The sequence below is a fragment of the Shouchella rhizosphaerae genome (genome assembly GCF_036700015.1).
Classification (GTDB): Bacteria; Bacillota; Bacilli; order Bacillales; family Bacillaceae_D; genus Shouchella; species Shouchella rhizosphaerae.
Genome location: NZ_CP144921.1, coordinates 3,844,836 through 3,858,547 on the forward strand (window position 1 = coordinate 3,844,836; position 13,712 = coordinate 3,858,547).

Annotated in this window: 14 protein-coding genes; 13 read left to right on the forward strand and 1 reads right to left on the reverse strand. The window is 45.9% G+C overall.

What is annotated here, in order from left to right; all coding sequences use genetic code 11:
- Positions 1-62: 62 nt before the first annotated feature.
- A complete protein-coding gene (locus tag V5G21_RS19165) occupies positions 63-650 on the reverse strand; it encodes a TetR family transcriptional regulator (RefSeq protein WP_011246783.1) in 588 nt (195 codons plus the stop codon).
- A gap of 133 nt (positions 651-783) precedes the next feature.
- Here V5G21_RS19165 and V5G21_RS19170 point away from each other — a divergent pair, with 133 nt between their 5' ends.
- From V5G21_RS19170 to V5G21_RS19230, 13 genes are all read left to right on the forward strand, one after another.
- Positions 784-1,782, forward strand: coding sequence for an LLM class flavin-dependent oxidoreductase (locus tag V5G21_RS19170; RefSeq protein WP_011246784.1), 999 nt, complete (start codon positions 784-786; stop codon positions 1,780-1,782).
- A 132-nt stretch (positions 1,783-1,914) separates the two neighbouring features.
- Complete coding sequence (locus V5G21_RS19175) at positions 1,915-2,667, forward strand: type II toxin-antitoxin system SpoIISA family toxin (protein WP_011246785.1); 753 nt, start codon at positions 1,915-1,917, stop codon at positions 2,665-2,667.
- A gap of 80 nt (positions 2,668-2,747) precedes the next feature.
- Positions 2,748-2,894 carry a hypothetical protein gene (locus V5G21_RS19180; RefSeq protein ID WP_156323101.1) on the forward strand — a complete coding sequence of 49 codons (147 nt, stop codon included), beginning with the start codon at positions 2,748-2,750 and terminating at the stop codon, positions 2,892-2,894.
- Positions 2,895-2,992: 98 nt separating this feature from the next.
- Positions 2,993-3,997, forward strand: a complete 1,005-nt coding sequence (locus V5G21_RS19185; RefSeq protein WP_011246786.1) for an LLM class flavin-dependent oxidoreductase — start codon at positions 2,993-2,995, stop codon at positions 3,995-3,997.
- Positions 3,998-4,116: 119 nt separating this feature from the next.
- Positions 4,117-5,043: a PLP-dependent cysteine synthase family protein gene (locus V5G21_RS19190; protein WP_011246787.1), complete on the forward strand. Its 927-nt coding sequence runs from the start codon at positions 4,117-4,119 to the stop codon at positions 5,041-5,043.
- Positions 5,040-6,176, forward strand: a complete 1,137-nt coding sequence (locus V5G21_RS19195) for a bifunctional cystathionine gamma-lyase/homocysteine desulfhydrase (RefSeq protein ID WP_011246788.1) — start codon at positions 5,040-5,042, stop codon at positions 6,174-6,176. The genes V5G21_RS19190 and V5G21_RS19195 overlap by 4 nt, the downstream gene beginning before the upstream one ends.
- Positions 6,177-6,416: 240 nt before the next feature.
- Positions 6,417-6,758, forward strand: a complete 342-nt coding sequence (locus V5G21_RS19200; protein WP_011246789.1) for an antibiotic biosynthesis monooxygenase family protein — start codon at positions 6,417-6,419, stop codon at positions 6,756-6,758.
- Between the two features lie 124 nt (positions 6,759-6,882).
- The gene (locus tag V5G21_RS19205) at positions 6,883-8,700 is read left to right on the forward strand and encodes an IucA/IucC family protein (RefSeq protein WP_011246790.1); all 1,818 of its coding nucleotides are present in this window, start codon (positions 6,883-6,885) and stop codon (positions 8,698-8,700) included.
- Complete coding sequence (locus tag V5G21_RS19210; RefSeq protein ID WP_050748973.1) at positions 8,672-10,414, forward strand: IucA/IucC family protein; 1,743 nt, start codon at positions 8,672-8,674, stop codon at positions 10,412-10,414. Before V5G21_RS19205 ends, V5G21_RS19210 begins: the two co-directional genes overlap by 29 nt.
- Entirely contained in the window at positions 10,408-11,646 is a 1,239-nt protein-coding gene (locus tag V5G21_RS19215) for an AMP-binding protein (protein WP_011246792.1), read from the forward strand. The genes V5G21_RS19210 and V5G21_RS19215 overlap by 7 nt, the downstream gene beginning before the upstream one ends.
- Positions 11,643-11,909 carry a petrobactin biosynthesis protein AsbD gene (asbD, locus tag V5G21_RS19220; protein WP_011246793.1) on the forward strand — a complete coding sequence of 89 codons (267 nt, stop codon included), beginning with the start codon at positions 11,643-11,645 and terminating at the stop codon, positions 11,907-11,909. The genes V5G21_RS19215 and asbD overlap by 4 nt, the downstream gene beginning before the upstream one ends.
- A complete protein-coding gene (locus tag V5G21_RS19225; RefSeq protein ID WP_035204161.1) occupies positions 11,902-12,876 on the forward strand; it encodes a DUF6005 family protein in 975 nt (324 codons plus the stop codon). The genes asbD and V5G21_RS19225 overlap by 8 nt, the downstream gene beginning before the upstream one ends.
- A complete protein-coding gene (locus V5G21_RS19230) occupies positions 12,873-13,703 on the forward strand; it encodes a sugar phosphate isomerase/epimerase family protein (RefSeq protein ID WP_011246795.1) in 831 nt (276 codons plus the stop codon). Before V5G21_RS19225 ends, V5G21_RS19230 begins: the two co-directional genes overlap by 4 nt.
- The last annotated feature ends 9 nt before the right edge of the window (positions 13,704-13,712 follow it).

Genomic DNA, 13,712 nt, shown 5'->3' on the forward strand with positions numbered 1-13,712 from the left:
TTCCAGTAAATCTCTGCGATTACTAGCCATGATTGTCAAATCCTTTTCTACATGTAATTTTTCTAAAAAGATGCTGGTTTATCAGCGCAGAGTGTGCGCGTTAAGAAAACATACGTGTCTGCAATTGTTTTGCATGCTTCTTGTTCACTCCCGCTATCATACAAATACGTTTGTTCTGCGGCTGATTCAATTAAGCCAATAGCTAATTTGGCAAAACGGGTGGCAGGAAGGGGAAGGCGGATTGTCGCTTGTTTGTCGGCTTGCTCAAGAAAAGCGGTCATCCATTCGTAATAAGGTTCATAAATCAGCTCCCATTGCTGCAAATAATCGCTTGCTGCTAGGCCTGTGTAAATGATCGCGAAAATCCCCCGGTATTCCTTTGTCAACGAAAATGTGCTTTCAATTAACTGATGCAGCTTGCTATGAAAATCCTCTTTCTTGGTGACATCTTGTTCAATCCGTTCCAATGTCTTGCCAACCATTATTCGGGCAAGTTCTGGCATAAGTGCAAGTTTGGACGGAAAGTATAGGTAAAACGTTCCTTGGGCAACGCCCGCCCGTTTCACAATATCGGATACTTTCGTTTTTTCGACGCCATTCGTTTGGAACTCTTCGAGTGCGGCAGCAATGATTTTTTGTTTTTTATCCATAGCCAACTCCTCTGACTGATTATCAGTCATTTTATCGCAACTGAAGCGGCAAAGTCAATTCGTCTACATTGAAACGTCTCGTTACCTTCGCTACAATAAAGACGAAGCGCACATATAGAAAAGAGGGCTTATAATGAAAACAAGTGTGACATTATCGGTTTTAAACTTGGCTCCTGTCCGCGAAGGATTGGGCGTGAGCGACGCGCTAAGGCAATCAATCAAATTAGCCCAGAAAATAGAAGAATTCGGCTACCACCGGTTTTGGGTGGCAGAGCACCATAATATGCCAGGGATTGCAAGCTCTGCTACGGCTGTACTTATTGGGCAAATTGCAGGAGCCACGAAAGCGATTCGTGTCGGTTCTGGCGGGATCATGCTTCCGAACCATGCCCCACTCACGATTGCAGAACAATTTGGAACGTTAAACGCCCTTTACCCAGGGCGCATTGACTTAGGCCTTGGACGTGCGCCAGGGACCGACCAGCTAACGGCCCATGCGCTTAGACGCCACGGCCAAGATGCAAATGACTTTCCTGAGCTTGTAGAAGAGCTGCAAGCGTATTTCCAACCAGAAAGCACGACAAAACGCGTCCGCGCTTATCCAGGAGAAGGAGAAAATATTCCCATTTGGTTGCTTGGTTCCAGTGGGTTTAGTGCTAGGCTTGCAGGTGAAATGGGGTTGCCGTTTGCTTTTGCTGGCCACTTCGCACCTCAACATATGATGCCAGCATTAATGGTTTATAAAGAATCCTTTAAACCTTCTGCTGTATTGGCTGAACCATACAGCATGGTGGCGGTTAACGCGATTGTTGCGGAAACAGCCAAAGAGGCAGAAGTGCTTGCTTCGAGTCTGTACCAGCAGTTTTTGGCGATGATCCGCAACCGGCCAGGCAAGCTGAAACCTGCTGTAGAAAATATCGATGACATATGGACACCTTACGAAAAACAAATGGTGATGGAACAATTAGGTGGCTCTTTTATTGGCACAGCTGCTGATGTCCACGACCGGTTGCTGCGATTTGCCGAAAAAACAGAAACAAACGAGTTCATGTTGCATAGCACTATTTACGATGAGCAGAAACAATATGAATCGTTTCGTCTCCTTGCTGAGCAATTTGGGCTCCTTTCCTAATAGTGTTATTGAAAAAGCTTGATCAAAATGGTCAAGCTTTTTTTGTATGCAAATCCATGTTGGGAAATATTTCTATTTGTCCAGTTGCTGTCATAGACTTTATAACAGCATGCAAAAATAGGGGGTGAGCACATGCTTCTGCTGTACCAATTGCTTGTGTGGTTGACCGTATTAGGGCTGGGGCTATATGTATTTGCGTCTTGGCGGTGGGAAGAGGAGACGAAAAAACGGCTCCCGATCATACGAAGATTATGGTATGCATGGTTTGTCACTGGAGCAGCATTTACATGGACGTTTTACCCGGAAAGTATTTTTACTGAATGGAATCACTATCTGATTGTTGCTTTGCTTTTCGTTGTTGTCGATGCCTTTGTGTTTTTGAGCGCGTACGTGCAACGAATTGGTTCCAATGTGTTTACAATCGATACCGGCCAACTGATTGAAGCAAACGACCAAGTGCTCAAAGCGCAGCAAGACAGGCTAAAAGCTTTTTTTCGTTTACTAAAAAGTGACTCGATTAACGTCTATTACGGAGGGCAGCGTGCATATATTACCGGTGTGAGAGAAATTCTAGCAAGGTTGGCCGACAAGACGGAAATCCAAGCAAGTGTCTTTCCTTTCATGACACAAGGCGATAAAGACCATTTGCTTGTGCATTTCAAAGACCGCACGACGGTAAGAGCGACATTGGAAAGACAGGATGTTTACTACGGAGAAAAAGATAAACTTGTTTTCATTCCTGTGATTTTACAAGGGGAGAGCCATGTCATTAAACTGTCTTCTGAAGAGCGGCTTACCGAATTCGATGCACTCTTGTTTGCCTCACTTGTGGCCATTTATGATCTTCTGTCTCAAGGCGGGGATGAAGAGCAGTATGAAGAATGAAAAATAGGCATAGCCATTCTCACCGATGAAAGCATGCAGGAATAGTCTATCTTATAATGAGTTGAGTGGGTGAAGGGTTGATGAAGAAGACGACAAAGAAATCAACTAACAGCGTGCTTCCTGGATTTGCTACCTCTCCGTACACGGCTGATTTGCAAAAAAAGAACAAAGAAGCGATTCAGCTATTTAAGAAATGGAAATCGGACAAAAAACGGAAAGCGCGCTAGGCAGAATGGGATCATCCATTCTGCTTTTTTGTGTTTAAGTTGCCAATCCCTATAAAATTCGATACGGTAAAGGAAGACTAAATGAAAGAAGGATTCTTGTGATAAAACTTAGTGTCCTAGACCAAGTTCCTCGCTCCAGTGAGACAACAAATGAAATTGCCTTAAAGGAAACAGCCGACTTGGCTCAAGCAGCTGAAAGCATGGGCTATTTCCGTTACTGGGTGGCCGAACACCACGATTTGCATGGCTTGCTTTCGCCAAGCCCAGAAATTTTACTAGCCTACATCGGTGCTAAAACCAACTCAATCCGCTTAGGAGCTGGAGCAATCTTGCTTCCTCATTATGCCCCTTTTAAAGTGGCAGAGTCTTTTCACATGCTTGCCAACCTTTTTCCAGGGCGGATCGACCTTGGCTTGGGCCGTTCGCCAGGGGGTTCGGCAGAGGCTGCGGAAGCCCTTTCTGGCAACTTTATCGAACGCATTCATACGATGGACGAGCGTATGACGGAGCTAATGCACTTTCTGAAACGTGACTTTCCAGAAGGGCATAAATACGCTTCCTTACAAGCTGTGCCTCTTCCTTATGAACAGCCGGCGGTGTATATGCTTGGAACGTCTAAGAAGAGCGCTGCCTTAGCGGCTAAACATAACCTCCAGTATGTTTATGGCCATTTTATGGATGATCAAAACGGCCAAGATGTCATTGCCCACTATCGAAAGCGTGCGAATCAGGCTACGAAGCCAATTGTTTGTGTGTTTGTTTTATGCGCCGAATCGAACGAAAAAGCGAGGCAGCTTTACCGCTCTGTGCGGCTGTGGCAAACAGCCAATCAACAAGGGAGGATGATGGCCGCGATCCCGACTGAAGCGGAAACGGCTTATTTTCTCACCCAATTGAACGAAGAAGACCGTGCTGCTGTAATGAATGTGCCATCAACCGCCATTGTGGGCGACAAACAGCATGTGAAAGAACGCATGGATGCCATTGCTAATTCGCTTCATGTCGATGAGTTGATGGTGTTGACGCATGCGCCTGAGCTTAGCGATCGCCTTCATTCATACCGGCTATTGGCTGAAATTTACCCACAACTTGTTTCCTTATAGGTCCCCTATAAGCGCTGCCCATGTGTCCTGGCGGCGCTTTTTCTCTTCTTCAAAAGTAGGCACCAATCCAAATTCGCGACATACGTTGAAATAAACGGCATTGCAAATGAGGTGGTTAGATGGAAGTGTACCGCCATATCCATGAACTCATAGGTTCAACCCCCATGCTTGAACTGACGGCCTTTCCGCTCCCGCGCCGTGTGCGTTTATTTGCAAAGTTGGAGTATACCAATCCTGGAGGAAGCATTAAAGACCGTTTAGGCATCAAACTCCTCAAGGAAGCAATTGCCACCGGTAAAATCACACCGAAGGGCACATTGATTGAGCCAACGGCTGGAAATACAGGGATTGCTCTTGCGCTCGCAGCGATTGGCACGGATGTAAAGGTCATTTGTGTCGTGCCAAAGGCATTTAGCATCGAAAAGCAGCAGCTGATGCGCGCCCTTGGAGCTGTCATTGTCCATACACCGAGTGAACATGGGATGAAGGGAGCAATTGCAAAAGCAAAAGCGTTAGAACAAGAGCTTGATGATGCTTATTGCCCGCAGCAGTTCAGCAATAAAGCGAATCCACTCGCTTATTATGAGACGCTTGGCCCAGAAATCGTTCACGAGCTTGATGGCAAAGTTGATGTTTTTGTTGCAGGCGCTGGAACAGGAGGGACATTTTCAGGAACAGCCGCTTATTTAAAAGAAGTGATCCCTGGCATTCGCACTGTTGTGGTGGAACCAGAGGGTTCGATTTTAAATGGTGGGGAGCCAGGACCGCACCGGACTGAGGGAATTGGGATGGAATTCATCCCAGACTTTGTAAACAGGTCTTTATTTGAAGCCATTTATACGATTTCAGACAACCAAGCGTTTAAGCGGACACGCGAACTCGCTGAACATCAAGGTGTGCTTGTCGGCAGTTCTTCAGGTGCTGCTCTTGAAGCTGCCTTGCGAGAGGCTGAAATGGCCGACGAAGGTGCCCATATCGTCACTGTCTTTCCTGACGGGGCGGAACGGTATTTGAGCAAAGGCATTTATGAGGAGGAACCTTTGTGAGGAAAAAGACACAGCTTATCCATGGTGGCATTGGAATGGATGCTGAAACAGGCGCAGTCACGCCACCGATCCATCCAGCCAGCACATTTAAACAAAAAGGAATTGGCAACTTTCAATATGAGTATGGGCGAACGGGCAACCCGACGCGCCATGCGCTTGAGTCTTTGCTTGCTGATATAGAAAGCGGGGCCCATGGGTTTGCCTTTGCCTCAGGATTGGCTGCGATCACCGCAGTGATGAAGCTTTTTTCATCTGGTGATCATATCATTGTAACCGACGATGTGTATGGCGGGACATACCGGCTATTTACAAAGATTTTGCAAAGGGAAGGGATTGCAGCTACTTTTGTCGATACGGAGGATCAAGCGGCTGTCGCAAGGGCAAGAACAAGCAAAACGAAAGCGATTTTTATTGAAACGCCAACAAATCCATTGCTGAAAGTAACGGATATACGGAAACTGGCCAGCTATGCGCAAGCGGAAGAATTGCTTCTTATTGTTGATAATACGTTTGCCACCCCTTATTGGCAAAACCCTCTTGTATTAGGAGCGGATATCGTCGTCCATAGCGCTACAAAATATTTAGGCGGCCATAGTGACGTTGTTGCTGGCGCGGTAGTCGTTAAAGACGAAAAACTAGCTGAAACGCTCGCTTTTATTCAAAATGCGACAGGCGCTGTTCTTGGCCCAACTGACAGTTGGCTATTGATGCGGGGCATCAAAACGCTCGGTGTAAGAATGGAAGAAATTGAAACGAATGCGCGTATGCTCGTGAAATTTTTGCTTGGCCATCCAAATGTCAGCCGGATTTACTATCCAGGTTTAGTTGAACATCCTGGCCATGCAACGCATGCTTTGCAAGCGAGAGGGTTTGGCGGCATTATTTCTTTTGAGGCTGCGAGTGAAGAAATTGCTGACAATGTGTTAAACAAAACGACCTATTTTACTTTAGCAGAGAGTCTCGGAGCAGTTGAAAGCCTGATTTCATTGCCAGCTAAAATGACTCATGCCTCGATCCCAGAAGACAGGCGCAGTGCCCTTGGCATTACAAATACACTCGTTCGTTTGTCTGTTGGTTTAGAAGACTTTGAGGATCTGGCCGAAGATTTGGAAATAGGGCTTACAGTGTTTTAAACACGTGCGATACGCGCGTGTTTTTTTATGTAACTAGGACGTTTGTCACGTTTTGAGGAAGCAAAAATGAGAGGATAAAACGACAATGTATGTTTTTCAGGTTAATCGTGGAAAACAAAAGGCTAGTGTTCGTCATCGGAGTCGCTCTTCTATGAGCAAATGGAAGCAATTTCAAAAAAGCAGTTGAAAATGAGAATCGTTATCAATATAATGAGAATAGAGAAGACGAGGAGGGATTGAATGTTTTTTTTGCAAACGAAAACGCTCATTGTCGAAGAAGGACATGGAGACAAGATGGTCGAAAAATTCGCTGCTGACGGAATCATTGAAGAGCAGCCAGGGTTTATTGATTTACAAGTAATGAAACAAAAACCACGAAAAGGCCAAGAAGAGATTTTAGTGCTGATTCGCTGGGATTCAGAAGAGTCGTGGAAGGCTTGGGAAAAAAGTGATGCCCATCTGGCTGGCCATCGTGCCAATCGTGGCAAGCCTAAACCTTCATTTATCATTGATTCCAACCAAAAAGTATACAACCACTTAGCTGGCAAATCGTTTCGCAAACCTGTTAAACACGAAAGCTAATGGACTATTGGAACGTTAAAAAGAAAGGCGATGAACCGGTGTTGTACAAGTATAACGGGGCAACCCGTTTTTTTAAAACATAATTGAGAATAAATCTCATTGGATTTCCAGAAGGGATGAAAACATGGCTCCATCAACGAAACATATTGCCGAAAGTGCGTCATTTCAAGCATTTGTAAACGGCTTTATTCGTGAGACGGGGGCAGGGTGCATAAAGGCATTAACAACTGTCGATGAAGTCGAATTACAACAAAAGATGCACGGCCCTTTCATCATGGAACTGCATTTGCCAATACAGAAAACAACGTTATGGATCGATGTGCCTTACAGGTCCCTTGTCGGCCGCCACACGTTTGGGGATGTTTTTCGAATTAAGCAAGGAGGAAAGTGGCAGCAAGAAGAGCCTTTTTCAGCCATGATTTTGCTTGTACAAGAGTTGCATGCACAAGCGAAATCAAATCCGGAAAAGCGAAGCTCTTGTTTTGAAGAATGCTTGTTGCGCATGATCGATAGTCTTCAAACGATGCACTCCTATATCGAAGTACGTCAAAAAGACGGGGGGGAACTATACGAAAGTAAACAATGTTTTATTGATTCGGAACAGTCGCTCTTGTATGGCCATTGGTTCCATCCAACACCGAAAAGTAGGCAGGGTATGGCTTATTGGCAACATTCATTATATGCACCGGAGTTAAAAGGACGGTTTCAGCTCCATTATTTTCTTGTCCACCATGACCTTGTTGAACACGGCTCGTTGCTTGAGAGCAGCGCCTGTGAATTGGTGGCACAAGACGTTGGCGCTCCGTCATTTCGAAATAACGATCAAAATTGGATTGTCTTTCCGATGCATCCGCTCCAAGCCCAATACTTGCTAAAGCACACTTCTGTTATAAAGGCAATGGAACAAGGGTTGATAAAAGACATAGGACCAGCGGGGAAGCTTTTTAGCGCAACCTCTTCGATACGAACGGTTACAAGTGAATCAGGAAAATGGATGTATAAGTTTTCGATTCCAGTAAAAGTCACCAATTCACTCCGATTGAACCGGCGTCATGAACTTCAAGCAGGAATGTTGGTAGCAACGTTGCTCCACCACTCGGAGACGCTCCGGATAAATAAGGGGTTTCACATGATCGGGGATCCAGCTTATATGACGGTACGTTTGCCTGGAATGGAAGAAAGCGGGTTTGAAACGATCATTCGTGAAAATCCGTTTCAAGATGGCGGTGCCGGCGTCACTTCTATTGCTGCTCTTACCCAAGATCCATTGCCTGGCTATGATTCAAAGCTTGCGGGCTTAATGAAAAAGGTCGCGGTGCGCGAATGCCTACCAGTCTCCACAGTTAGCATTCATTGGTTTAAACACTATATTGACGTGGCTGTTCGGCCACTTATCCATTTGTACGACGAACTTGGTTTGGCACTTGAAGCACATCAACAAAATAGCCTAATCAACATTTATAGCGGCTACCCGAGCGCTTTTTATTACCGTGACAATCAAGGCTATTACTTGGCAAATTCTTATAAAGACGCTCTGTTGGCAAAAGAGCCTAAATTAAAGGACGTCGATGGACTATTTTACAAGGACGCCCTCATTGACGACCGATTTGCGTACTATTTGATCTTGAACCAAGTGTTTTCATTAATCTGCCGTTTTGGTGTTGACGGTCTCCAGGAAGAAGCGGTTTTGCTTGAAGTGTTGCGTTCAGCGCTCGCTGAACTGGAGGTTACTTTAGTTGGAGCAGGCAAGCGTTTTGTACAAGGGTTACTGGGAAACGAACAGCTTGCTTGCAAAGCAAATTTACTAACGCGCTTCCACGATGTCGATGAACTAGCCGAAGAGTTAGAACAAGCGGTCTATACGTCAATCAAAAACCCGTTTAAAAGCACGGGTAAAAAAGAAGGTGTCGCCTATGCACATGCAGGCAGCGCCATATTCTAAGGCAGCGTTGCGGGTACGACGTCAATTGATGGAAGCGATCCTATTTGAAAAGTTGCTGGACGTCGAGGAAACGAATAAAAGCAATGGGGATACGGTATTTACCGTGTACGGTCGTTCGTGTTTGTTCCAATGCATAGGAAAGCGGTCTGCTTTTGGGCGGATTCGTTTGCGGCAAGGACCGTACCGACTCATAGGCGAACGCCAAGTGCGGCTGGCGAGAATAGAGGAAATCGTCAATGAACTGACTGCCGAAGAAACGAGAAAACAAGCGCTGATAGAAGAACTTTTCCAAACGATAAAGCTAAGTGATTGGAATGAAACGAAGCTTAGAAAGACAGTATCGAGAAGGGGATTGGCTTATGAACAATTGGAAGCAGCGCTAATCGAAGGCCATCCTTACCATCCTTGTTTTAAAGCACGAAAAGGGTTTTCGTTTGACGATCATGATCGTTATGGGCCCGAAGCTCAACAATCATTTCACCTTGTCTGGCTTGGCGTTCGCAAGCAAGACGCGATTGTCCATTATCCTCAGGAAGCAGGTTCCTTTTTGCAGCAGGAATTAGGCGCTCCCGTCTGGCAAGCGCTCGTAAAAGCATTATCTGAAGCGGGCGGCCAACTTAGTGAATACGAGTTCGTCCCTGTTCATCCGTGGCAATGGCAAGCGCTTAATGAACATTTGCTCCAACAAGCGATCAAAAGGGGAGACGTGTTGTACTTAGGCCAATTTGGCGACGCATACTGTGCGACTCAATCTTTAAGAACAGTCATGAATGTCGAGCATGGAACGAAAGCGCAATTAAAATTGCCGTTAAATGTCGTCAATACCTCTTCGGTTCGTACAATCCCGCCTCATTTGATTGCAGCGGCTCCAGCTATTTCCGTGTGGTTACAACGCATCATTGACAGTGACCCGTTTTTAAAAGACGAAATCGGCGTTGAGCGCCTAGCAGAGTATGCCGGGGTGGCGTACGAACCTAAAGGCAAACAATGGAACAAAGCGATCCTTGGCCAGATCGGTTGTATTTGGCGCGAAAGCGTTCCCTCCAAACTGAGGCCAGGGGAGCAGGCGATTCCAATGAACGCTTTACCACTGATAGAAGAAGACGGCGCGTTGTTTATCGCCCCTTTTATAGAGCGGTTTGGGATAGAGGCGTGGCTTATGCAGTTATTCAGAATAAGCGTAATCCCTGTAATCCATTTCCTAGCTGAGCATGGAATCGCTCTCGAAGCACATGGGCAAAATGTCATTCTTGTAACTGAAAAAGGGTGGCCAAAACGCGTGATTTTGCGTGACTTTCATGAAAGTATCGAATACAAAGAGAGTTTTGTGAAAGAACGTGCTTGGATCCCGCACTTTTCCACATTGCATCAAGCATTTCAATCAGGGAAAACCGACGAGTATTATTGGATGTCTTCCCTTGAAGCACTAAGGGAACTAGTGATGGATACTGTTTTTGTTTATCAGCTCACAGAACTATCGTGGCAACTGGAACAACATTTTCACTTTAGCGAGCAGCAATTTTGGTCATTGGTCGATTGCGTCATCCGTGATTACGCTGCCAGGGAACTCGTACCGCCAGAGCGTTTGCAAGCTTTACGGTTAGCTGCTCCTGTTATCGCTACAGAGTCACTGCTAACGAGCAAGGTGACAGGGAAGGAGAACTGTCGCCATTTGGTCAACAATGAACTTGGGAGGGAAAGCCGTACATGTTAACTGTAAACGATTGCACCTATACAAAAGATGATTTGAAGCGGTGCGAACAACAGTTTGCTATGCACTCCATCTGGAAAACAGCTGAACAATGGCGGATTGCTGTCTGCCCACAAGAAATTGAAAAATGGATTGCGCTCCTGTTATACGTCAAAAAAAGAGGCGGCAGTATAGTGCCGATCCATCCAAGTACGCCTCTTGCTGCAGCGAAGAAGATTGCTGTGCAAGCTCGTTGTGCTTACTTATTCTTTCATACGTTTGAAACGCCATTGACGCTCTCAAACCCGGTCAGCACCTTTCCTCCAGGGCTTGTCCAGTTTAGTTCAGGCACGACCGGGGTACCAAAACAATTGGAGCGCAGTTGGTCATCGATTGATGAGGAGCTAGCCGCTTACACCGAGCGTATGGCTCGTGTGGACGTCGATACGGTCGTGGTTGCCTGTCCAGTCACCCATTCCTATGGACTCATTAGTGGGGTGTTAGCCGGACTGTCCCAGGATAAGGAGGTAGTTGTGTTAACTGCGCAAAATCCAAAATATGTACTTAAAAAACTAACCGATTATCCCAACCATTTGTTGTATGGTGCCCCGCCACTTCTGTACGCATTGGCAAAGCTAAGCAATGGGGACACGCTTCAGGCCGTCATGACCTCGGGAACACGTTTGCCAGAGGAATGGTTTCAGTCAATCCAATCAAACAGCCAAATGCTGCTGCAACAATATGGTTGCTCGGAAGCTGGCTGTATTAGCATCGCTATGCCACTTCGTTTTTCTGAAGAATTGGGCGTGCCCCTTCGCCATGTACAGGCCAAAGCAGGGACGGCGAGAAACAATCCTAGCGAGATTCAAGTCACCATTGGCAGACGCACAATCAACACAGGCGATCTAGGCTACATCGATCAAGATGGAGCTCTTTGCTTTCGGGAACGACTGGACGACATGATTAATGTCGCGGGATTGAATGTTTATCCTCACGAAGTCGAACACGTATTGCGCGAACATCCTAGCGTAGAAGATGCGGTCGTCTATAAAAAGGCAGATTCCTATGCAGGAGAGCGTGTTTGCGCGCAAGTGTCTGCCAGAACGGAGACGTTATCCCTTCCTGAATTGCGGAGCTATTGCATAAGCCGGCTAGCGCCTCATCAAGTTCCACATGAAATGACCATTGTTGAAGAGATTGCAAAAAGCGCGAACGGAAAAGTAAGCCGCGTAAAGTTAGGAGAAGCAAAAGGATGACGAAAAAGGAAGCTATGGATGCGATTTACACGATTTTAGAGCATGAATTAAAATTGCCAACGCTTGAACAGTTTCATCAAGACGCGCGAATGAACGAAGATCTAGCGCTTGATTCCATTATGATTTTGCAGCTTTTGCTTGAACTAGAGATGAAATATGGCGTTGCCATCCCAGATGAGCACATTGATATAAAAGCATTTTACACAGTCGGCGCATTGGCTGCGTTTGTTGCCGACAAACAGGAAGAGCCGCTTTATGATTAAAGTCCACTGTTTTGTCAGTTGCATATGCGAAGTTCTTAAAAAAAGAGGCATTGACCATCGTCCTTATTATTTTGGTGTGTGGGATGCTGATTTTGCCATCGACGATTCGTATGCTTTAGCTTATCATTCCGAAACAATCGACCATTCCTTTTTGAAAAACTGGTATCGTCATTTGTACGGAATTGACATGCACGAGTGGTATAAAAAGGAGCAAACGAAAGAAGCCAATATCGCCAAGCTTGAAACGTTGCTTGAAACGAGGCCTTCTTTTCGCAACGTAATGGTGATGCTTGATTTGGCGCTTTTGCCAGAACGGGAAAATAAATTCCATCAAAAGCCGTTCCCTCATTATGTGCTGTTAGAAAAAACAGGCACGGAAAGCCAATGGCTTATGCTCGATCCCGACTACCGTTGGGAAGGCGTCATAGAAAAAGAGCGGATTTTAGAGGCGATCCGTTCCCCTGACGTAGGGGGTGGCTTTTATTTTGATGCGAAACAGATCCATCAGCCGACGCCAGAAACAGTCGAGGCCTATTTTCAAACATGTATGAAGTTGCATTCGAATCCTCTTACCGAAGGGGTGAGAACGATTGTTGAAGCCTATGTGAACGGAAGTGAAAAGGCGCGTTGTTCAGCGCTTGCCGTAGCTTTAAAACAGTTGCCTGTGCTGGCGATTCGCAAATATGCGTATGAACATGCGTTTGCTTACTTTTGGAAGGAACTTGGCTTTAAGGAAGCTGAATTTGAAGAGTGGTGCGATGAAATCGAGAAATTGGCGAAAGGCTATACGACGATTCATTACCGGGCAATGAAACTTTCTCGAACCAAACATGAGCGGGATTATCAAGCGGTGCTTGCTCAACTGGAAAAACAAGATCTACGGGAAAGGCGAATCAAACACAGGCTATACGATTATTTTAGGGAATGGCAACAATTACAAGAAATGGCTAGGGGGGTGAACGCATGAATGTGTCGATTTGTACCATTTCTTTTCGCCATGCATTAGTGTCGATCGACCAGCTTGCTGATTGGGCGAAGGCCCACGATGTCGATGGAATTGAATTGTGGGCCCCTCATGCCCGCCACTTGTTTGCCACTCCATCCTACAATGGCGACTGGCTTAAAAAACAGGGCCTGATCGTACCAATGGTAAGTGATTACTTTCCGCTTTATGAGGAATGGAATACATTAATAGAGGCTGCCAAACAGGCATCACGTCTATTGACGAGATGGAATACGAACCACATCCGCACATTTGCCGGTGCAAAGGGAAGCAAGGATACGACAAAAGCAGAACGAGCCTATCTTGTAAAACGGTTAGCTTGTCTTTGTGACTACTTTTTCGACAAAGGGCACTATGTGTTGGTTGAAACACATCCCCATACGCTATGTGATACAGTCCCATCCACGCTGCAATTGTTGGCGGAAGTCGATCATCCAGGGTTAGCAATCAATTTTGATGTCCTTCATGTATGGGAAAGCGGAGCGGATGTAAACGGTGCGTTTAAACAATTGCAGCCTCATATCCGCCATCTGCATGTAAAAAACATTCGCTCGCCAGAAGACTTAGATGTATTTGCGCCTGAAAATGTTTATGCTGCTGCCGGATCTAGAGAGGGAATGGCCGGGCTGTTTAATGGATGCGTTGATTATGAGTCCTTTCTGTCAGCGAATCAATTGGACGGCGTCAATGTATCGATTGAATGGTTCGGGAACGAACCGTTTCACGTGTTAGAGCAAGACTGCCAGCAATTAATGAAATGGAAAACAGTCCCCAATAGAGTGGTGCATTAGAAGAATTGC